Origin of the sequence: Microtetraspora glauca (assembly GCF_040656155.1) — a bacterium.
Taxonomy (GTDB): Bacteria; Actinomycetota; Actinomycetes; order Streptosporangiales; family Streptosporangiaceae; genus Microtetraspora; species Microtetraspora glauca.
Map to the genome: position 1 here is coordinate 18,035 of NZ_JBFALK010000013.1, position 20,401 is coordinate 38,435.

At 70.9% G+C, this 20,401-nt stretch carries 18 protein-coding genes, 1 tRNA gene and 1 other RNA gene; 7 read left to right on the plus strand and 13 right to left on the minus strand.

All coding sequences use genetic code 11. The features are described from left to right. Positions 1–471 precede the first annotated feature (471 nt). A complete protein-coding gene (locus AB0I59_RS23005; RefSeq protein ID WP_061256221.1) occupies positions 472–3,507 on the plus strand; it encodes an AfsR/SARP family transcriptional regulator in 3,036 nt (1,011 codons plus the stop codon). A gap of 265 nt (positions 3,508–3,772) precedes the next feature. Here AB0I59_RS23005 and AB0I59_RS23010 read toward each other — a convergent pair whose 3' ends face one another. Continuing rightward, positions 3,773–5,254: a DUF7059 domain-containing protein gene (locus tag AB0I59_RS23010; RefSeq protein WP_358135867.1), complete on the minus strand. Its 1,482-nt coding sequence runs from the start codon at positions 5,252–5,254 to the stop codon at positions 3,773–3,775. A 95-nt stretch (positions 5,255–5,349) separates the two neighbouring features. Between AB0I59_RS23010 and AB0I59_RS23015 the strand changes: the two genes are divergently transcribed. After that, positions 5,350–5,667, plus strand: a complete 318-nt coding sequence (locus AB0I59_RS23015) for a hypothetical protein (RefSeq protein ID WP_061256217.1) — start codon at positions 5,350–5,352, stop codon at positions 5,665–5,667. Here AB0I59_RS23015 and AB0I59_RS23020 read toward each other — a convergent pair. Continuing rightward, on the minus strand, positions 5,654–6,244 hold the full coding sequence (locus AB0I59_RS23020; protein ID WP_061256215.1) for a TetR/AcrR family transcriptional regulator: 591 nt from the start codon (positions 6,242–6,244) through the stop codon (positions 5,654–5,656). The genes AB0I59_RS23015 and AB0I59_RS23020 overlap by 14 nt on opposite strands. Positions 6,245–6,402: 158 nt before the next feature. Between AB0I59_RS23020 and AB0I59_RS23025 the strand changes: the two genes are divergently transcribed. From AB0I59_RS23025 to AB0I59_RS23035, 3 genes are all read left to right on the plus strand, one after another. Continuing rightward, positions 6,403–6,864: a winged helix-turn-helix transcriptional regulator gene (locus AB0I59_RS23025; protein ID WP_061256310.1), complete on the plus strand. Its 462-nt coding sequence runs from the start codon at positions 6,403–6,405 to the stop codon at positions 6,862–6,864. A gap of 88 nt (positions 6,865–6,952) precedes the next feature. Next, on the plus strand, positions 6,953–7,759 hold the full coding sequence (locus AB0I59_RS23030) for an SURF1 family cytochrome oxidase biogenesis protein (RefSeq protein WP_358135871.1): 807 nt from the start codon (positions 6,953–6,955) through the stop codon (positions 7,757–7,759). Positions 7,760–7,840: 81 nt separating this feature from the next. After that, entirely contained in the window at positions 7,841–9,037 is a 1,197-nt protein-coding gene (locus AB0I59_RS23035; RefSeq protein WP_061256211.1) for an amidohydrolase family protein, read from the plus strand. Here AB0I59_RS23035 and AB0I59_RS23040 read toward each other — a convergent pair. From AB0I59_RS23040 to AB0I59_RS23050, 3 genes are all read right to left on the minus strand, one after another. After that, positions 9,005–9,355, minus strand: coding sequence for a YkvA family protein (locus tag AB0I59_RS23040; RefSeq protein ID WP_358135874.1), 351 nt, complete (start codon positions 9,353–9,355; stop codon positions 9,005–9,007). The two genes, AB0I59_RS23035 and AB0I59_RS23040, sit on opposite strands and share 33 nt — an antisense overlap. Positions 9,356–9,434: 79 nt before the next feature. Then, positions 9,435–10,376: an LLM class F420-dependent oxidoreductase gene (locus AB0I59_RS23045; RefSeq protein WP_358135877.1), complete on the minus strand. Its 942-nt coding sequence runs from the start codon at positions 10,374–10,376 to the stop codon at positions 9,435–9,437. 87 nt (positions 10,377–10,463) lie between these two features. Next, on the minus strand, positions 10,464–11,111 hold the full coding sequence (locus AB0I59_RS23050) for a TetR/AcrR family transcriptional regulator (protein WP_358135880.1): 648 nt from the start codon (positions 11,109–11,111) through the stop codon (positions 10,464–10,466). Between the two features lie 172 nt (positions 11,112–11,283). Here AB0I59_RS23050 and AB0I59_RS23055 point away from each other — a divergent pair, with 172 nt between their 5' ends. After that, the gene (locus tag AB0I59_RS23055) at positions 11,284–11,973 is read left to right on the plus strand and encodes a hypothetical protein (RefSeq protein WP_358135883.1); all 690 of its coding nucleotides are present in this window, start codon (positions 11,284–11,286) and stop codon (positions 11,971–11,973) included. Here AB0I59_RS23055 and AB0I59_RS23060 read toward each other — a convergent pair. From AB0I59_RS23060 to ffs, 8 genes are all read right to left on the minus strand, one after another. Next, on the minus strand, positions 11,970–13,397 hold the full coding sequence (locus tag AB0I59_RS23060) for an amidase (RefSeq protein WP_358135886.1): 1,428 nt from the start codon (positions 13,395–13,397) through the stop codon (positions 11,970–11,972). The two genes, AB0I59_RS23055 and AB0I59_RS23060, sit on opposite strands and share 4 nt — an antisense overlap. A 272-nt stretch (positions 13,398–13,669) precedes the next feature. Continuing rightward, entirely contained in the window at positions 13,670–14,740 is a 1,071-nt protein-coding gene (locus AB0I59_RS23065; RefSeq protein ID WP_061256203.1) for an aspartate-semialdehyde dehydrogenase, read from the minus strand. Next, positions 14,737–16,011, minus strand: a complete 1,275-nt coding sequence (locus AB0I59_RS23070; protein WP_061256201.1) for an aspartate kinase — start codon at positions 16,009–16,011, stop codon at positions 14,737–14,739. Before AB0I59_RS23070 ends, AB0I59_RS23065 begins: the two co-directional genes overlap by 4 nt. Positions 16,012–16,147: 136 nt before the next feature. Further along, positions 16,148–16,678, minus strand: coding sequence for a DUF5063 domain-containing protein (locus tag AB0I59_RS23075; RefSeq protein ID WP_061256198.1), 531 nt, complete (start codon positions 16,676–16,678; stop codon positions 16,148–16,150). After that, complete coding sequence (gene recR, locus AB0I59_RS23080) at positions 16,671–17,270, minus strand: recombination mediator RecR (RefSeq protein ID WP_061256196.1); 600 nt, start codon at positions 17,268–17,270, stop codon at positions 16,671–16,673. The genes AB0I59_RS23075 and recR overlap by 8 nt, the downstream gene beginning before the upstream one ends. 6 nt (positions 17,271–17,276) lie before the next feature. Next, positions 17,277–17,624, minus strand: coding sequence for a YbaB/EbfC family nucleoid-associated protein (locus tag AB0I59_RS23085; protein WP_228641799.1), 348 nt, complete (start codon positions 17,622–17,624; stop codon positions 17,277–17,279). A gap of 126 nt (positions 17,625–17,750) precedes the next feature. Further along, a complete protein-coding gene (locus AB0I59_RS23090) occupies positions 17,751–20,030 on the minus strand; it encodes a DNA polymerase III subunit gamma and tau (protein ID WP_358135893.1) in 2,280 nt (759 codons plus the stop codon). 42 nt (positions 20,031–20,072) lie between these two features. Beyond that, positions 20,073–20,168, minus strand: an RNA gene (gene ffs / locus AB0I59_RS23095) — signal recognition particle sRNA small type. An 84-nt stretch (positions 20,169–20,252) separates the two neighbouring features. On the opposite strand from ffs, the gene AB0I59_RS23100 reads away from it, so the two are divergent. Continuing rightward, positions 20,253–20,338, plus strand: a tRNA-Ser gene (locus tag AB0I59_RS23100). Positions 20,339–20,401: the final 63 nt, after the last annotated feature.

Sequence of the window (20,401 nt, forward strand, 5' to 3'; positions counted from 1 at the left end):
GGGGGTGCACCCCTGTGATAGGCCGCCTCGCCTGCAGGGCGCTTTCAGGGCCCTGACGGCCATTTGCACCCGGCTTGAAAAGGAAGAGGTCCTCCACCGGGCACCCCAGGCCCGGGGGAGGACTCCGCGATATCTCCAGAGCATGGCCGCCCCCGCAGGGGCCATGCTCTCTGCCTCACAGCTTCCCGGATCGGACTTGTCACCCGATCAACGGACAATCAACGCTTCGATTAACGAGTCCGACGCTCCCTATTGACCAGGTCGTGCCGCATCTATCATTTGATCGGGAAACTTCCTGACATGTCGGGCGAGGAGTGCGGGCGTTTTTCGGCGGAGAGATCACCTCCCTGTTATGGTTCCTTGGTTCGAACCGGTCAGGGCTTGGCCGTCGCCCACCTCATCCGAGGGAAGCGAGAAGCCGCTCTCTTCAGAGAGCGGAGGAGTCACTGAATATGCGTATCGGAGACGCACATGGCAGGTCGCGCCACCGCGGACGGGCTGCGCTTCGCGGTACTCGGACCTGTCCTCGCCTGGCGTGACGGGATCGAGCTCGACCTCGGCACCCCTCTGCAACGTTCCATCCTCGCCATGCTGCTGCTCAGGGAGGGCCGCCCGGTCACGCCGGACGAGATGATCGACGGCATCTGGGGCGCGGACGCCCCGCCCCGGGCGCTCGGCGCGCTGCGCACCTACGTGTCGCGGCTGCGCACGGTGCTGGAGCCGGACCGCTCACCGCGGACCCGCCCCGAGCTGCTCACCTCGGTGGGCCGCGGCTACGCGCTGGTCATCGGCACGAGCGGCCTGGACCTCGCCGACTTCGAGCGCGGCTGCGCGTCCGCCGAGGCCGCCCGCCAGGCGGGCCATACGCGGAACGCGGCCGAGACGCTGCGCGAGGCGCTCGCCCTCTGGTCGGGAGAGCCGCTGGCCGGCGCGGTCGGCCCGTACGCGGAGCGACAGCGGGACCGGCTGGCCGAGCGGCGGATGGGCGCGGTCGAGACCCTCATGGACCTGGACCTGGCGCTCGGGCGGCACGCCGACGCCGTCTCCGAGCTGGTCGCGCTCACCGCCGACCATCCCCTGCGCGAACGGCTGCGCGCCCAGCTCATGCTGGCGTACTACCGCTGCGGCCGGCAGGCCGACGCCCTGTCGGTGTTCACCGAGACCAGGCAGGCGCTGATCGACGAGCTCGGCATCGAACCCGGCGCCGACCTCGCCGCCCTGCACCGGCGCATCCTCGCGGCCGACCCCACGCTGTCCCTCACCGGTGACACGGGCGCGGGGACGACCGGAACCACAGGAACCACCGGTATCACCGGGACGACGGGAGTGACCGGGACGACAGCGGGAACGGCGCCGGGAACCGCGATGACGGACTCCGGACCCGCCGTCGACATGCCGAGGCCCGCCCAGCTCCCCGCCGCGGTGACCGACTTCACCGGGCGGAGGACGCTGGTCAACCGCCTGCTCGCGCTGCTCGCCGAGAGCGAGGGCGTGCCGGTCGCCGCCATGTCCGGCATCGGCGGCGTGGGCAAGACCGCGCTCGCCGTCCACGTCGCCCACCTCGCCCACGACCTGTTCCCCGACGGGCAGCTCTACGCCGACCTGCGCGGCTACGGCACGGAGCCGACACCTCCGGAGACGGCTCTGGTCGCGTTCCTGCGCGCGCTCGGCATCCCCGTCGACGTCATCCCGGACGGCCTGGCCGAGCGGTCCGCGCTGTTCCGCTCGCTGCTGGCCGACCGGCGCATGCTGGTGTTGCTGGACAACGCGCGCGACGCCGAGCAGGTCGAGCATCTGCTGCCGGGTTCGGCCGGATGCGCGGCGATCATCACCAGCCGCGGTAAGCTCGCCGACCTGCCGTCGGCCCGGCTCGTCGACCTCGACGTGATGGAGCCCGACGAGGCGCTGTCGCTGTTCTCCGCGGTCGCCGGCCGCGACCGGGTGCGGGCGGAGCGGGCCGCGGCCATGGACGTGGTCGCCGCCTGCGGCTTCCTCCCGCTGGCCGTACGCATCGTGGCGGCCAGGCTCGCCGCCCGGCCCTCCTGGACGGTCGCCTCGCTCGTCCCCCGGTTGGCCGACGAGCGCCGCCGCCTCGACGAGCTGAAGATCGGCAACCTCGCCGTCTCCGCGACCTTCGCCCTGGGGTACGGCCAGCTCGATCCCGAGCAGGCGCGGGCGTTCCGGTTGCTCTCGCTGCCCACGGGGTCGGACATCTCGACCCTCGCGGCGGCCGCCGTACTGGACATGCGCCCGGGTCCCGCGGAGGACCTGCTGGAGTCGCTGGTCGACGCGAGCCTGCTCGAAGCCCCCGCGCCGGGACGGTACCGCTTCCACGACCTGCTCAAGCTCTTCGCCCGCAGGCAGGCCGAGGACACCGAGGAACCCACGGAGCGGATGGCCGCCCTGCGCCGCCTTCTCGGCTTCTACCTCGCCTCGGCCAGGTCCGCCCACCGGCTGGCCTACGAGGGCAGCGCGATCGCCGACGCGCTCACGGACATCGGCACACCCGGCCACACCTTCTCCTCGGCCGACGAGTCGGTCGCCTGGCTCTCTGTGGAGGCCGAGGACCTGTTCGCCTCCATCGGGCAGGCCGCCGGCACCGCGAGCCTGCTGCTGCCCGCGGCCGACCTGCTGCTCGCGATGGAGCCGCTGCTGGAGTCCGGCACCAGCGGCCGGGAGTTCGAGCAGCGCACGGGGGCCGTCCTCGCGGCCGCCCAGCGGGCCGGAGACCGGCACAGCGAGACGCGCTGCCGCTACGTGCTCGGCCGCGTCCTGTTCGGGATGAACCGGCTGGACGCGGCGGAGGGGCAGTTCCAGCGGGCGCGGGAGCTCTCCCTGGAGACCGGTGACACCATCGTGCTCGGCGAGACGTACAACGCGCTCGCCGTCGTGGCCGGCCGCCTGCGCCGGCACACCGAGGCGCTCGAATGGTTCGGCCACGCGACCGACGTCTACCGCGAGGTCGGCAACCCCGCGGGCGAGGCCCTCGTACTGAGCTACTCCGCCCGCGACCATCTCGGCCTCGGGCGGGTCGACGAGGCCATCGCCGCGTCCGAGCGCGGCCTGGCCATCTTCACCGAGATCGGCAGCGGCGCCGGTGTGGCCAGGGCGCGCTACCACCTCGGTATCGTCCTGTCCTACGTCGGCAGGCTCAACGAGGCCGTCGTCCACCACGCCGAGTGCCTGAACTTCTTCCGGGCCAGCAACCAGCGGGTGTGGGAGCAGCGGGTCTGCTACCGGCTCGCCGCGACGTTCATCGCCGCCGGGCGTTTCGCCGAGGCGTCCCGCCACGCCGAGCAGGCGCTGACCGTGAGCCGCGAGATCACCCATCCGTACGGCGAGGCCCAGTCCCTGACCGCGCTCGGCAAGGCGTTGCGCGGCATGGGCGAGGGTCCGCGAGGCAGGGAGGCACTAGAGAAGGCCCTCGGGCTCTTCACCCGGCTCGGCTCTCCCGAGGCCGACGACGTCCGCGCCCTCCTCCTGGAACCCGACCGGATCGACGTGTAGGTCGACGCGCAGGTCGTCGTCCAGACGCGTCATGCGGACGTGATTAATCACACTCGATCACTTCCATCACCGGACCCGCGCGGAGGACATATGACCCGGCCGGCCGTCCGACCGCCACCCTGTGCATAGGGGGCCCGGTGTATTCCGGAGCACCTGGTGGCGGCTCGCCGCCTCGTGACGACGGCCGGCCGGGTGTGGCCCGGATCTCGAACCCCCCAGATCCGTGCCGACGTGCCAAGGGTGGCGACCCCGGTTCAACGTCCGATCAACGCGTGTTTGCAGCCGCCCGCGCGATCCTGAAGAAGCCCTCGGCGACCAGCGGGCGCAGTGCCGCCGGAGCACGGTCCAGCAGTTCCCGCTCGTCGTCCCCGGTGAGCTCGGCGATGGCGGCGAGCAGCGGGCGGAGCGGCAGCTCGCCGTCGCACACCCCGGCGAGCGCCGCCTCCACGGTGCCCACGCTCGCGGCACGGCACAGGCCGCCCGTCTGGCGCAGGACGATCCGGGACGGGTCGTCGGCGCCCGGAGGGCCGACCCGTTCCTCGACGACGCCGTCCGCGACCGCCAGGCAGGCGTTCAGCAACTCCTCGTCGCCGATCCGGTGCGCGGTCGTGACGGCGTCCAGCACGTCCGGGACGTACGCGCCGACCGGGAGCTCGACCCGCTGGGACAGCTCCTCCACCCGGACGACCGAGTCCATCGCGCCCGAGTTGTGGAGCGAGATCCAGCCGAACCCGACGCCGACGACGCCGAGCGACTCGAACCACGCCAGCCACTCGTCGTAGTGCTGCCGGTAGGCCGTCGTCCCCTGCTCGGCCGCGTCGCGCAGCCACAGCTCGACGTACTCCGCGGGGTCCTGCACATCACGTTGTACGGCCCAGCCGTCGCAGCCGGTGCCGGTGAGCCAGCCGCCCACCCGGTCCTGCCAGTCCTCGCCCTTGACGTGCAGCCAGTTGGCCAGGAACCGGCCATGGCCGTCGGGGTTGAGGTGGCGCGGCGCGCGACGCAGCATCTCGCGGCAGAAACCGTCGGCGGGGAACCCCGACTCGCGGTAGGTGAACCGGCCCTCCGGGGAGATCACGAACGGCGGGTTGGAGACGACCAGGTCGAACCGCTCGCCCTCGACCGGCTCGAACATGGAGCCCGTACGCGCGTCGACGTCCCGGACGCCGGACAGCCGCCAGCTCAGGTCGGCCAGCTCGATCGCCCTCGGGTTCACGTCCGTGGCGACGATCCGCGCGGCCCGGCCGGCCAGGTGCAGGACCTGGACGCCACAGCCGGTGCCGAGGTCGAGCGCGCTCTCCACGGGCGGGGTCCAGGCGAGCTGGGCGAGGTTCGCCGACGCCCCGCCCGCGCCGACGACGTGGTCCCTGCGGAGCGCGGGGTCGCCGGGCCGTACCTTCCGGTCGGAGACCACCCAGGCGGGGGTCTCGCCGCCGATGTCCCAGGGCTGGAGGTGGACGGTCGCCTGGACGGCGTCCCCCACCCTGACGGCCAGCCCGGCCTCGATCAGGTCGGCGAGCGGCAGGTCGGCGGCGGCCGTGCTCACCGGCACGCCGAGCCACCACAGGCGGATCAGCGTGCCGAGCGGATCGTTGTCGCGGGTCGCCCGGAGCGCGGGAACGAGCTCCTCGCGCGCCAGCGCGGCGGCGGCCACGCCGCCCAGCCGCTCTCGAACGCCGTCGATGGTGTAGCCGGACTCGGCGAAGCGGTCGCGAAGCCGGTGGACCAGATCGGATGGCACGTGCACGAGAGGAAATCTATCCCTGTAAGTCCAATGCAAGTCGCCTTCAAGCAGCCACGCGTATCTGTTAGGGCAGTCCGCCGTCCACGAGGAACCCTACGATGATGCTTCCCTGCCTGGCCTGTGAGTCGCGTTTCGTCCCCGACGACTACTTCGGAGCCTGCCACGACTACAACCGGGGCAGGGATCTGGTCGCGTGGACCTGCCCGCGTTGCGGGAACACGGACGAGATCAGAGTGCTGCCCGGAGAGCTCGGCTTCGGATATCGCCGCCGGGGCCGCTATGACGTCATGGACCGGATCCGGGTGCCCGGGATGAGCCGCCGCAGGCACGACCTGAGGCTCGACATCTCGCTGGACAAGCGGGTGTGGCGGGTCCCCACCCGCGTCCTGTCCATGAGAACCGTCACCCCTGTCTGAGGCTGTTCCACGCGGCCTCGCACAGGCCCTTGATCTCCTCGTCGGTGGGCTGGTGCGCGCCGGCGAACCACAGGCGGCACATCTCCTGGGCGGGGCCGAGCCAGAGCACGTAGCACATGGTCGCGGGCACCGGCTGCAGCAGCCGGGCCTTCATGTGCGGCTTCCACCAGTCGGAGACCTGCCGGAAGAACGCGCGCCTGGCCTCGGAGACCTCCGGGCCGCCCGGCTCCTCACGCCGCGGCGGGCGCTCACTGATCAGCAGCCGCGCCCGCTCCGGATGCTCCCCGCACCACGCCATGTGCAGAGCCACGATGGCCTCGATGCCTCCACGGGCCTCCTCGTGGCGGACGAGCTCGGCGACGAACGCGTCCTGGTACATCTGCAGCGTCTCGGCGTACAGGACGCCGAAAACGTGTTCCTTGCTGGCGAAGTGGTGATAGAAACTACCCACGCTGACGCCGCTCTCCTCGCGGAGGCTGGCGAGCGTCGTGGCGGAGACACCGTCCTGACTGAAGCGGCGTAGGGCGCCTTCGATGATCCGGCTTCTGCCGTCACGCCCGTTCTTTCCGGTTCTCACCCCTCAATGGTGGACTAACAGAACCTTGTTCTGCAAATGCGAGATCCGTTCCCACCTCGATCGATCCGGATCTTGCATGCCTCGGGGTCTCGGCCACCGGCTGAGTATGCCATCTAGACTGAGATGGGATGCGAGGGGAATGACCTACGATGCGTGACATGCGGCCCTCCCGGGTGGACAACTGCTCCATCGAGCGGACCCTCGCCGTGGTCGGCGAGAAATGGACCTTCCTCGTGCTCCGTGAAGCGTTCATGGGGGTCCGCCGGTTCGGCGACCTCCAGGCCGCGACCGGCGCGCCCAGGCAGGTGCTCAGCGCGCGGCTGACCCGCCTGGTCGAGGAGGGCATGCTGCGCAAGGCGCCCTACCAGGAGCCGGGACAGCGCCAACGCGACGAGTACCGGCTGACGGCGAAGGGGATGGACCTCTATCCGATCCTGGTCGCGCTGATGCACTGGGGCGACCAGTACCTCGCCGACGCGGGCGGGCCGCCCGTCCTGCTGACCCACCGCGACTGCGGCGCCCCCGTGACGCTGCGCCTGCGCTGTGACGACGACCACGAGGTCCCCGACCCGCGTTCCGTCACCCCGATCCCCGGCCCCGGCGCCCGCACGGTCGTCTGAACGGACCAGCAGAACGGCCCGGCAGAACGGCACCCACCGGTAGGGACCGATAGCGGGACCACTCGGTGCCGTGCCTACGCTGGATGGCGTGTACCGGTTCCTGCTGACCCGCCGCTGGCTGGCCTTCCACCTGCTGGTGCTGCTCCTCATCCCCGCGTTCTTCTTCCTGGGGAAGTGGCAGTTCGGGCGGTTCGAAGAGCGGTCGGCGTCCAGCGAGCGCACCACCGCCAACCTGAACAGCGCGCCCGTGCCTCTCGACCGGCTGGACACCGTCGGCGGAACCGTGTCATCCGACGTGAAGTTCCGGCCGGTGACCGTGACCGGGAAGTACGACGCGTCCCACGAGCTGCTCGTACGGCGGCGCCCGCAGAACAGCCGGGTCGGCTTCTACGTGGTCACCCCGCTGGTCACGCCCCAGGGCGCGGTCCTGGTCAACCGGGGCTGGGTGCCCGCGGGCGCCACGGCGGAGACCCGGCCGGAGGTGCCCCCGCCGCCGTCAGGCGAGGTGACCGTCACCGGACGGCTCAAGCCCTCCGAGACCGAGGACACGACCGGCATCAGGAACCGGTCCGCCGGACTTCCCGCCGGCCAGGTCCTGCTCGTCAACACGACCGACATCGGCGCCACCCTGCCGTACCGGCTGTACGGGGGATTCGTGGAGCTGACCGGGCAGCGGCCGACCGCCGATCGCGCGCCCGAACCGGTACCCGCGCCCGACCTGGGCGGCGGCGGAGGGCTCAACCTGGCGTACTCCGTGCAATGGTGGTTGTTCATCGGCGTGGCGGTCGGCGGCTGGTTCCTGCTCATCCGCCGCGAGGCCCGCGATCTGTCGGCCGCGGACGCGGAGGGCGACGGGGCCGGGAAGGATCAGCAAGAGGTTCGCGCCCAGTCGTGAAGCGCCTGGTGAACGAACGGATACCAACCGGAGACCTCGCAGCTTGTTAGGTGTTATTCCTTGGCTCTACGGTTTACTCCTGTGACTACGCCGCTGCATCCCGACCCAGAGCCGAGGCGGCGGGACTATGTGATCATCTCCGCCGACGATCATCTGATCGAGCCGCCGGATCTCTTCGAGGATCGCCTCCCCGAAAAGTACAAGGACCTGGCGCCCAAGATCGTGGAGACGGACGCGGGCCACCAGGTCTGGCGGTACGGCGGGGCGACCTACCCCTGCGCGGGGCTCGACGTGGGCGCCGGCCTGCCGAAGGAGCAGTGGACGCTCGACCCGGTCCGCTTCGAGGACATGCGGCCAGGCTGCCACGACATCGAGGCCCGCATCGAGGACATGGACCGAGCCGGGATCTGGGCCGCCCTCTGCTTCCCCGGCATGCTGGCCAGCCAGTCCGGCATGCTCTTCGCCAAGACGCGCGACCAGGAGCTCGGCCTGGCGCTGGTCAAGGCGTGGAACGACTGGCACGTCGACGTGTGGGCCGGCACCTACCCCGAGCGGATGATCGCGCTACAGCTCCCCTGGCTGCTCGACCCGGACGTGGCCGCCAAGGAGATCAGGGCCAACGCCGCCCGAGGCTTCAAGGCCGTGGTGTTCCCCGAGTTCCCCACCCGGCTGCGGCTGCCGTCGATCCACAGCGGCCACTGGGACCCGTTCTTCGCCGCCTGCGAGGAGACCGGCACCGTCGTCTGCCTGCACACCGGCGCGTCCTCCTGGGCCCCTGTCCCCTCGCCGGACACCCCCATCGAGGCGATCACCACGCTGATCCCGGCGAGCGCGATGTTCGCGTGCGCCGACTGGCTGTGGTCGGGCGTCCCGCTGCGCTTCCCCTCGCTGCGGATCCTGATCGTCGAGGGCGGCGTCGGCTGGCTGCCGATGCTGGCCGAGCGTGCCGACTACGCGCTGGACCACCCGGTCGCCGGTGAGGCGAGCTGGGAGGGCGGGCTCAAGCCGAGCGAGGTGCTGCGGCGCAACTTCTTCTTCGGCACACTCGACGACAGCGCGCTCGGCGGGGTCCGGCTCGCGGTCGGCATGGAGCACGTCCTGCTGGAGAGCGGTTACCCGCGGGCCGAGTCCTCCTGGCCCGACACCCAGCGGGCGGTCACGCGCAACCTCGGCACCCTGCCTCCGGCCGACATCGCCCGGGTCGCGTACGGCAACGCCGCGCGGCTGTTCGGGCACCCGCTGCCGTCACGGGCGTGGCTTCTGATGGAGGAGCTCTAGGTCCTCACGCTCCCACTCGACGTACCGGCCGCTCGCGCCGAGCAGCGAGGACATCAGCCAGACGAAGACGCCGAAGTCGTCGACGATGCCGATCCCGAGCAGGAAGTCGGGGATGGCGTCGACGGGCGAGATGATGTAGGCGAGGCCGGCCGCGAACATCGCGAGCTGGCCTTTGCCGAGGTGCGGATAGTCGCCCTTGACCGCTCCGCGGAGCATTCTCGGCATCGCCTTGAGCCGGGTGAACAGGCCGGGCGAACCCGGCTTGGACACCTCCCGGTAGGCTCGCCAGGTCGCCGCCGCACGTCCTGCCTTCGCCATGAGGCCACCTCCAGCGGGCATTGTGCCCTTTTTGTCGTCTCATTAACGTTCGGCGGCCCTCCGGCGGTTCCAGCGCCCGTTAGGCGTGCGGAGCCAGCTCCCGTACGGCCTGGGCGATGGGCACGTCGCCCCCGGGCAGCGGGGACAGGACGGGCGTGGTGAGCCCGTTCGCGACGTACTCGCGGATCCGCGCCCGGCAGGTCGCGGCGTCACCGTGCACGATCAGGTCGTCCACCACCTCGTCGGGGATGGCCTTCACCGCCCCCGTACGATCTCCCGCGGCCCATGCCTCCTGCATGGGCCGCAGCACCTCACCGCGCCCCAGCCACTCGTGGAAGGCCGCGTAGACGGGCACGGTCAGATAGGCCGCCAGCATCCGCCTGCCGAGCTCCCTGGCCCTGGCCGCGTCCTCGGTGACGACGACGAAGAGCCGGGCGATGAGCTCGGTCTCGGAGGCGAGCTCCGCGCGTACGCTGTGCACGTCCTGAGGCGACAACCAGTTGGTGATCGCGCCGTCGGCCTCGTCTCGGGCCAGGTGGAGCATCCGCGGGCGGAGCGCGGCCAGCACGATCTTCGGCGGGGTCTTCGGAGCGTGCTCCAGCCGGAACCCCTTGATCTCGAAGGTCTCGTACCGCTCGGTGACCTTCTCGCCCGCGAGCGCCCGGCGCAGGAACCGGAGGGTGTCCCGGGTCCGCGCGTACGGCTTGGCGAACACCCCCGCGTTCCAGCGCTCGACGATGACGGGCGACGAGGAGCCGATGCCGAGCACGAACCGTCCCGGCGCCAGGTCCGCCAGCGTCGCGGCCGACATGGCGAGCAGGCCAGGACCACGGGTGGAGACCGGCACGATGGCGCTGCCGAGGCGCAGGGACGGCGCCCATTCTGCGGCCATGGCCAGCGGCGTGAAGCCGTCGGCGCCGTTGACCTCGGCGGACCAGGCGTCGGTGTATCCCAGCGACGGGAGTTCGGCGACGAGTTCTCTGGACGCGGCGAGCGTCCGGTCATGGAACGGGATCGTCATGCCCCAGCGGTCCACGGGCACCCCTCTCGACAGAACTTCATTCTGGAGAGACGTTACCAACCAACCGGACGGTATGTCCCGCTTTTCTCAGCCGCGCAGTTCCCGTACGACGTCGATGAAATCCCGCGCCACACCGCGCAGGCCGGGCAGGTTCGACAGGGCGACCAGCCGGTCGACCAGCGGGACGACCCGGTCGATCAGCCGGTAGGTCCGCTCACAGCCCGGCGAGGTGTCGTGCACCCAGAACAGCACCACGCCCATCGACAGCAGCCAGAGCAGCTCGGGCAGCTCGGCGCGCAGCTCGGAGTCCATCCGGTCGGCGGAGCCCTCGACCACCTCGCGGTAGATGGCGATCGACGACTCGCGCGCGGGCGCGGACTCCGCGCTGAAGGGGCTGAGCGGGTTGCTCGGCTCCGCCGCGTGCTTGAAGAACTTGGCCGCGAACTCGTGGTACGGCTCGGACACCCGGACCCAGGCCCGCAGCGCGCCGCCCAGCCTGCCCGCGAAGGACCTCTCGACCGCCAGCAGCTCCCGGCACGCGGCCTCGTGCTCGTCCTGGGCCCGGTCGTAGTACGCCTGGATCAGTTGTTCCTTGGACGAGAAGTAGTAGTAGGCGTTCCCCACCGAGACACCGGCCTCCGCGGCGATCGCCCGCATCGTCGTCGCCTCGAACCCCCGTTCCTTGAACAACCGAAGGGCGGTCGCGACGATGCGCTCCCGTGTCTTCTCGGCCACGGTGGTCACTGTACGACCCTGGCACCCGCTGGGTCATATACGCGCCAGATGATCCATAGGAGGCGGCAAATTCCCAGCCGTCCGCGAATGGGCGATCATCCGACGTGGGCATTGATCATCCTGGCGCGCTCCCCCGCCACTCCAATCGAGGACTGAGCATCGGGGAAGATCCATGGCCTTACGTCCCTCGTGGTGGGGACTCGCGGGAACGATCATGATCGTCCTGCTGTCCCAGCCAGCGACCGCAATGAAACCGACGGCCGTCGCGAACGCGCAGCGGATCTCGTACGCCGCCGTCCTTCCCGTACGGCTGCCGCCGGCGCGCACGCTCGCGTCCGCGCCCAGCGGGAAAGCGATGTCGGCGATGAGCGCGACCGCCCGGCTCGCACACGTGGGGGCCATGCGTCAGTTCCGCGGGGCCGGACTGCGCTGGAAGTCCTCCGGCGGCTGCACCGACCGTACCCAGCCGACCTGCACGTCCCTGGAAGGCCTCCGGTACGGCACGCTCGTCCAGGCGATCGAACTGAAACGGGCCAGCGACTGCAGGATCGTCATCACCGGCGGTACCGAGGTCGGCCACAGCAAGGGCCGCTTCAGCCACGAGAACGGCTTCAAGCTCGACATCGCCCACAACCCGTGCATCGACGCGTACGTGACCCGGACGTTCGGCTACTGGACGACCAGAGGAGACGGAGCGCGGATGTACCGCCCGAAGGCCACCGAGAGCGCCGCAGGAAGCACCGGGGAAAACACCGCGGGAGACACCGCGGGAGCCACCGCTGAGGCCGCCCTCGGGGACGCCGTCGGGGGCGCGGCCGTCTACGCGGACGAGGACAACCACTGGGACATCCTCTTCCGCTAGCGGCGCTCCTGGATCGCGGAGTGCTCGAAGGGCCGGACGGCCTCGATCTGGGCGGCGATCCGGACCAGCAGGTCCTCGCGTCCCGCCGCGGCGACGAACTGGACGCCGACCGGCAACCCCTCCGCCGTACGGTGCAAGGGAAGCGACAGCGCCGGCTGGCCGGTCGCGTTGAACGGCGAGGTGAAGGCCGCGCCCTGCCCGGACCGGTCCAGGGCCGTGTGCAGGTCGTCGTCCGAGATCCAGCCGATCGGGAACGGCGTGACGCCCATCGTGGGCGTCACCAGCAGGTCGAAGCCCGAGGTCCACCACGCGGCCATCCGCCGGCGGTACCCGTCGAGCCACCGCAGCGCGGCCAGATAGTCGGTCGCGCTGATGCCCCGGGCGGCGGTCACCATGAGCCGGTTGCGGGGTTCGAGCTCCTCGACGTCCACGGGCCTGCCCCGCCACGCGCCGAGGACGTCCAGCTCCGCGGCCACGTTCGTGCCGATGAGCGCGCCGAAGTTCATGCCGAAGTCGTGCTCACCCAGGGCCTCGGGGTGATCCTGGACGACCTCGTGGCCGAGCGCCTCCAGCAGGGCCGCGGTCGCCGTCACGGCGGCGGTCAGCTCGGGATCCTCGGGGACGTCGCCCCGGGGGTGGACGGTGAGGAAGCCGACACGCAGCCGTCCGGGGTCCGCGCCGACCTCCTCGGCCAGCGGGCGCGCCAGCGCGGGGGCGTCGTACCGGTCGCCGGGCATCATCCCGGCGATCAGGTCGAGCAGCGCGGCGCTGTCCCGCACGCTCCTGGTGAGCATTCCCTGCACTGAGAGGCCGCCCCACGACTCCGCGAGGTCGGGGCCGTGGCTGCTGCGGCCGCGTGCGGGCTTGAGGCCGACCAGGCCGCACATGCTCGCGGGGATCCGGATCGAGCCGCCACCGTCGCTCGCGGTGGCCACCGGGACCATGCCCGCCGCCACGGCCGCGGCGGAGCCGCCGCTGGACCCTCCGGTGGAGTACGCCGGATCGTAGGGGTTGCGGGTCGGTCCGAAGGCCGCGGGCTCCGTCGTGATCGTCGTGGCGAGCTCCGGCGTGCTGGTCCGGCCGAGGATCACGAACCCGGCCCGGCGCAGCTTCGCGACACTGTAGGAGTCGTCTCTGGCCACCACGCCGTCGAGCACCTTGGAGCCCGCGCCGTACGGGTCGCCGCCCGAGGCCCAGCCGATGTCCTTGAGCAGGATCGGCACCCCGCGGAACGGGGCGTCCGCCGGGATCGCGTCGATCTCCTCGAGCGCCCGCTCGAATCGCCGGTGGACCACCGCGTTGAGCTCGCCGTCCACGGCCTCGATCCGGGCGATCGCCGCCTCGGCCGGCTCGCGGGGCGAGACCTGCCCGTTCCGTACGGCTTCCGCCTGCCCGACCGCGTCCAACGTCAGCAACTCGTCCACTGGCGCCCTTTCCGAGGGGATGAACCCGGCCGTCCCGGCAGGCGCGGCCGTAGGGGAAACCCTGCCTCCGGGCGGCACGGACGGGGGGAGGGCGTCCCGGTGAGCGGGAAAGCCCCGGATATCACCCGGCCCGGCACAGGAGCTCCTGTGCCGGGCCGGGAACGGCCAGCCGGCGCGGTCGCCGGATCAGCCGGTGAGTTCGGCTCTCGCGAACTCGGTTCTCATGAGTTCGGTTCTCGCGAACTCTTCTCGCGAACTCGGTTCTCGCGGACTCAGCCGGTGAACTCGGCCGCGATCAGTTCGGCGATCTCGGCGGCGTTCAGCGCCGCCCCCTTGCGCAGGTTGTCGCCGCAGACGAACAGGTCCAGCGTGTTGGGGAAGTCAAGCGCCTGCCGGATCCGGCCGACATAGGTCGGGTCGGTGCCGACGACGTCCACCGGGGTGGGCCAGACGCCGTTCTCCGGGTCGTCCATCAGGACGACCGTCGGCGCGGCGGCCAGGACGCGGTGCGCGTCAGCCACGGTGATCTCGCGCTCGAAGGTCGCGTGCACGGCCAGCGAGTGCGTGGTGACCACGGGGACGCGGACGCAGGTGGCCGACACCTTGAGGTCCGGGATGCCGAGGATCTTGCGGGACTCGTTGCGGAGCTTGATCTCCTCCGACGCCCAGCCGCCGTCCTTCAGCGACCCGGCCCACGGCACGACGTTGAACGCGATGGGCGCGGGGAACGGGGACTCCGCGTCGCCCAGCTTGTTCTGCAGGGTCTTGCGCACGTCACCGGCGGTCTGCCCGGCGGTGCGGTCGCCCGCCAGCGCCTCGACCTCGTCGTACAGGCGGGCGGGGCCGGCCACACCGGCTCCGGAGACCGCCTGGTAGGACGCCACGACCAGCTCGCGCAGGCCGTACTCACTGTGCAGGGCGCCCATGGCGGCCATCATCGACAGGGTCGTGCAGTTCGGGGTGGAGACGATCCCGAGCGGCCGGTTCCGCGCGTCGGCGGGGTTGACCTCGGGCACCACCAGCGGCACCTCGGGGTTCATCCGGAACGTGCCCGACTTGTCGATCGCGATCGCGCCGCGCTCGGCCGCCACCGGCACCCACTCGGCCGACACCTCGTCGGGCACGTCGAAGATGGCGATGTCGACACCGTCGAACACCTCGGGGGTCAGGGCCTGGACGACGATGTCCTCCCCGCGAACCGGCAGGATCTTGCCGGCCGACCGGGCGGACGCGACGAGACGGATCTCGCCGTAGATGTCCTCCCGGCCCGAGATGATGTCCCGCATCACGGTGCCCACGGCACCGGTCGCGCCCACGAGCGCGAGGGTGGGCTTACGACTCATCGACCGGTACCTCCGTAAACGACTGCCTCGACCTCGTCGGCGTCCAGATCGAACGCCGAGTGCGCGGCGTTGACGGCCGCGTCCACCTCGTTCTGTCCCACGATCACCGAGATCCGGATCTCGGACGTCGAGATCATCTCGATGTTGACCCCGGCGTCGGCCAGGGCGCTGAAGAACTTCGCCGTGACGCCGGGGTGCGACCGCATCCCCGCGCCGATCAGCGAGACCTTGCCGATCTGGTCGTCGAACAGCAGCGACTCGAACACCACCTGGCTCTGGATCTTCTTGAGCGCGGTGAGCGCGGTCTGCGCGTCATTCGTCGGAAGCGTGAAGGAGATGTCCGTACGCCCCGTCGCGGCGGCCGACACGTTCTGCACGATCATGTCGATGTTGACCTCGGCGTCGGCCAGCGTTTTGAAGATGGCGGCAGCCTCTCCGATCTTGTCGGGCACCCCGACAACGGTGATCTTGGCCTCGCTCCGGTCGTGCGCGACGCCGGAGATGATCGGCTGCTCCATCTCGGTTCCTTCGGTCTTGGGGCCTGAGTAGACCCACGTGCCTTCCTTGGCGCTGAACGAGCTTCTGACATGGATCGGGACGTTGAACCTGCGCGCGTACTCCACGCAGCGCAGGTGCAGGATCTTGGCGCCGCAGGCAGCCATCTCCAGCGTCTCCTCGTAGGAGAGCCGCGGGATCTGCCGGGCCGTAGGGACGATGCGCGGGTCCGCCGTGAAGATGCCGTCCACGTCTGTGTAGATCTCACAGACGTCGGCCTCGAGCGCGGCGGCGAGGGCGACCGCCGTGGTGTCGGAACCACCGCGGCCGAGCGTCGTTATGTCCTTGGTGTCCTGCGAGACCCCCTGGAACCCGGCCACGATCGCGATCCGGCCGAGGTCGAGCGCCTCCCGAATACGGCCGGGCGTCACGTCGATGATGCGCGCCCTGCCGTGCGTGGAGTCGGTGATCACCCCGGCCTGGGAGCCGGTGAAGCTCCGCGCCTCGTGACCCAGGTTGGCGATCGCCATCGCCAGCAGGGCCATCGAGATGCGCTCGCCAGAGGTCAGCAGCATGTCCAGCTCGCGGGCCGGAGGCAGCGGCGACACCTGCTTGGCCAGGTCCAGCAGCTCGTCGGTGGTGTCACCCATGGCGGAAACGATCACGACGACGTCGTTGCCGGCTTTTTTCGTCGCGACGATCCGCTGGGCGACCCGCTTGATGCAGGACGCGTCGGCGACGGACGAACCACCGTACTTTTGGACAACGAGCGCCACTGGAACTCTCCGAACGAATCAGGACGTGGAGCTCACAGTCTACTGGCGGGTCTCACCAGCCCGATGGAACATGCTCACCATGTGGATGATCATCGTGTGGACCGCTGTGCGGGTCGCTCTGTGAACGCTGCGACGTTCAGACGACGGTGCTCTCCTCGACCACGTCGAGCCGGGTGTGCGCGACCAGCGCGTGCAGCGCGCGAAGCGCCGCGCCCGCGTGGTTGCCCCACGTGTTGAAGTAGGAGTACTGCCACCACCACAGCGCCTCGAGTGGGCGCCCGGCGCGGTAGTGCCGCAGCCCGTGCACCAGGTCGGCCGCCACCGCGGCCAGGTCGTCCGACAGCCGGTACGGCGTGACCACCGTGTCCTTGTACGGGTCGAACACCTCGGCGTAGTCGTCCACCGGGCCGAGCCGGGCGGCGAGAGCCGTACGAAGAGGATCGACGTCGGGGTCCTCGCTCAACGCCGGCTCGAAGTTGCCCTGCAGGATCACGTCCTGCATCGCGCCGAGCTGGGTGCCGGCCAGGCTGACCTGCGCCACCTCGACGAGCAGCAGCGGGAGGATGGCGTCGCCGCCCTCACCGCTCGCCAGCCGGGTCAGGCCGTCGAGATAGTTCTGCGCGTGCCCCGCGATCCGTTCCGCCAAGGCGCCCCACTCATCAGACATCCAGCAGCCTCCGTCCTTCGAAAGCGCGGCCCAAGGTGACCTCGTCGGCGTACTCGAGATCACCGCCCACCGGCAGACCGCTGGCCAGTCGTGTCACTTTCAGCCCCATGGGCTTGACGAGCCTGGCCAGGTAGGTGGCCGTGGCCTCGCCCTCGAGGTTCGGGTCGGTCGCCAGGATCAGCTCGGTGACCTGGCCGTCGGCCAGGCGAGTCATCAACTCGCGGATCCGCAGGTCGTCGGGACCGACGCCGTCGATCGGGCTGATGGCACCGCCGAGCACGTGGTAACGACCGCGGAACTCGCGGGTCTTCTCGATCGCGACGACGTCCTTCGACTCTTCGACGACGCAAATCACATGCGGGTCGCGGCGCTGGTCGCGGCAGATCCGGCACTCCTCCTCGGCCGCGACGTTGCCGCAGACACGGCAGAACCGGACCCGCTCCTTGACCTCCAGAAGCGCGTGCGCCAGCCGCTTCACGTCCGCCGGATCCGCCGCCAGCAGGTGGAAGGCGATGCGCTGCGCGCTCTTGGGACCGACACCGGGCAGCAGCCCCAGCTCGTCGATCAGATTCTGGACGACCCCTTCGTACATGATCTTCTAGAACCCGGGCAGCTGGCCGAGCCCGCCTCCGAGTCCCTGTGCCAGCGGGCCGAGCTTCTCCTGCTGCAGCTCGGCCGCGGCCCGGACCGCGTCGCGTACGGCGGCCAGGACCAGGTCGGCGATCGTCTCCACCGTCTCCTCCGGGTCGCCCGCGTCGACGGCCTTGGGACTGATCTTCAGTTCGAGCAGCTCACCGCTGCCGTTGACCGTCGCGACCACGAGCCCGCCACCCGCGGTCCCCTCGACCTCGGCGTCGCTGAGCTCCTGCTGGGCCGTGACGAGCTGCTGCTGCATCAGCTGGGCCTGCTCCAGCAACTGCTGCAGGTTGACATCTCCAGGGTTCACGTTCGTGCGCTCCTCGGCATCCAGCGACTTGTCGTCGCGACGAGCCTACGGCGTTTGCCGCGGATCTGATACCGGAGCATGTGCGTGTTCCGGGTAAACGCACCCCAGCATGGCGGCGTGCGCCTCTCAGGAGTGGTCGATTTCCTCAATGACACGGCCACCGAGTTCGCGCTGGATGAGCGCCATGCCTCTGAGCTCGTCACCGTCGGCGTCCGCGTCGCCCCGTGGATCGACGTCGTCCGACTCCTGGCCCGGCTTCGCCCGGCTGGGAACCGACTCGGGCCACGCCTGGCGCGGGCCCGCCTGAGCGGCCGCCCTGGCAGCCGACCGGGCCGCCGCCAGGCCCGGGCCGGTGGCCGTGGCCCGGGGAGCCCCCGATCCACCTGATCCACCTGGTCCGCCCGTCGGGCCGTCGAAGTCGTCCGAGGGTGCGTCCGGCCACGACTCGTCCGTGGTCGGAGCCGCGCCTCCGGCGTCGCCCGCGTCGCCCGCGTCGCCGGTTCTGGCTGCGCCCGCTGGACTGGCCGCACTGGCTGGACTGCCGGTGTTGCCGGCGATACCGGTGGCGCCCGCGTCGCTGGTGCCCGCCGCGTTCCACGCGCCCTCTCCCGGACCCGCCGAAGGCGTACGCGCCGGGGTGTCGGCCGGACCGGAACCGGAGGGCCGGGACGGAGCCCGCGAGCCGGTGTCGGCGGGGCCCGGCGCGCCCGAGGGGCCGCCGGAGCCACGCGGGGCCGCACCACCGGCCGGGCCGGTACCGCCGACGACCACGTCGACCCGCCAGGTGCCGCCCATGACGTCGCCGAGCGCGGCGGCGACCACCTCGTCGCGTTTGCCCTTGAGGAATCCCTGCACGTCACCGGGCTTCTCGAATCCCACGGTCACGAGGTTGCCGTCGACGCCGAGAAGGCGGCCCTGGGCGTTGAGGATCATCCAGGCGACCCGCTGCCTGTTCTTGATCGCGTCGAGCACCCTGGGCCAGGACTGCTGGACCGGGCCGCCCACCGCCGCCGGAGCGGCGGAGGGGGCCTCCTCCTGCGAGGGCGCGCTCGGCGCGCCTGGCCGTGCCGCGGCCGGCCAGTCGTCCTGGGGCTCGGGCGCGGAGGCCGTACCGCCGGGAGTTCCGGACGCCACAGGGGCCGGAGCCGCGGGAGCGACCGGAGCGGCGGCCGCAGGAGCCGCGGGAGCGGCTGCGGGCGGTGCGTACGCCGGGGCCGGTGCTCCCGGCACCGGAGCGGCCTGCTGGAACACACCGCCGCGTTCGAGGCGCTCGAGCCGCGCGAGCAGGGCGGCCTCGCCCTGCGCCGCGGCGGGCAGCAGCACCCGGGCACACATCAGCTCGAGGAGCAACCGCGGCGAGGTCGCGCCGCGCATCTCGGTCAGCCCCGTGTTGAAGACCTCGGCGGCGCGGGTCAGTTCGGCGGGGCCCATGGAGGACGCCTGCACCTGCAGGCGCTCCAACTCGTCGGCGGGCCGGTCGAGCAGGCCGTTGCCCGCCGCCTCCGGCACGTTGGCGAGGATCACGAGGTCACGGAAGCGCTCCAGCAGGTCCATCGCGAACCGCCGGGGATCGTGGCCGCCCTCGATGACCCGGTTGACGGTCTGGAACACCGCCGCGCCGTCCCGCTTGGCGAACGCCTCGATCACCTCGTCGAGCAGGTCGCCGTCGGTGTAGCCGAGCAGGGACACCGCGCGCTGGTAGGTGATGCCGGCGTCGTCGGCGCCGGCCAGGAGCTGGTCGAGGATCGACAGCGAGTCACGGGCCGACCCGGCGCCCGCCCGCACCACGAGCGGCAGCGCCGCCGGTTCGTACGGCACGGACTCGGAGCCGAGGATCTCCTCCATGAGCTGGCGCAGCGTCGCCGGCGGCATCAGCCGGAAGGGATAGTGGTGGGTCCGGGACTTGATCGTCCCGATGACCTTCTCCGGTTCGGTCGTGGCGAAGACGAACTTGAGGTGTGGCGGCGGCTCCTCGACGAGCTTGAGCAGCGCGTTGAACCCCTCGCGGGTCACCATGTGCGCCTCGTCGATGATGTAGATCTTGTAGCGCGCCGAGACCGGGGCGAAGAAGGCTCGCTCCCTCAGGTCACGGGCGTCGTCCACACCACCGTGGGACGCGGCGTCGATCTCGATGACGTCGAGGTGGCCGGGACCCGTCGGAGCCAGGGCCACGCAGGACTCGCACTCACCGCAGGGGTCGGGCGTCGGGCCCTTCTCGCAGTTCAGGGAGCGGGCGAGGATGCGGGCGCTGGAGGTCTTGCCACAACCGCGGGGACCGCTGAAAAGGTAGGCGTGGTTGATCCGCCCGCTCCGCAACGCCTGGCGCAGCGGCTCAGTGACGTGCTCCTGCCCCTTGACCTCGGCGAACGTCCCGGGCCTGTACTTGCGGTACAGCGCAAGACTCATGCCGTCTCCTCGGGGGGTCGACCCGGCCGGCGGTTTCCCAAACTCAGAGACCCCCCGCACACCCGCCAGAGCCCGCTTATCCTTGCTGCCTTCCGGCCCTGGGGAGGTTCACAGGATGACGCCGCGCGAGGGGTCCGCAGACAGTCTAACCACTCCCAGGGGATGCCGACGCCCGGAAAACTGTGGTCACCACATGTCGGAAAGTCCGCTAAGCTTTTCGGCGGAGGATTCGCCTAGTTGGCCTAGGGCGCACGCTTGGAAAGCGTGTTGGGGGCAACCCCTCACGAGTTCGAATCTCGTATCCTCCGCGCTTGGTTGAGCAGCAAGAACACGAAGGGCCCGGACCGATACAGCCGGGCCCTTCGTGCTGT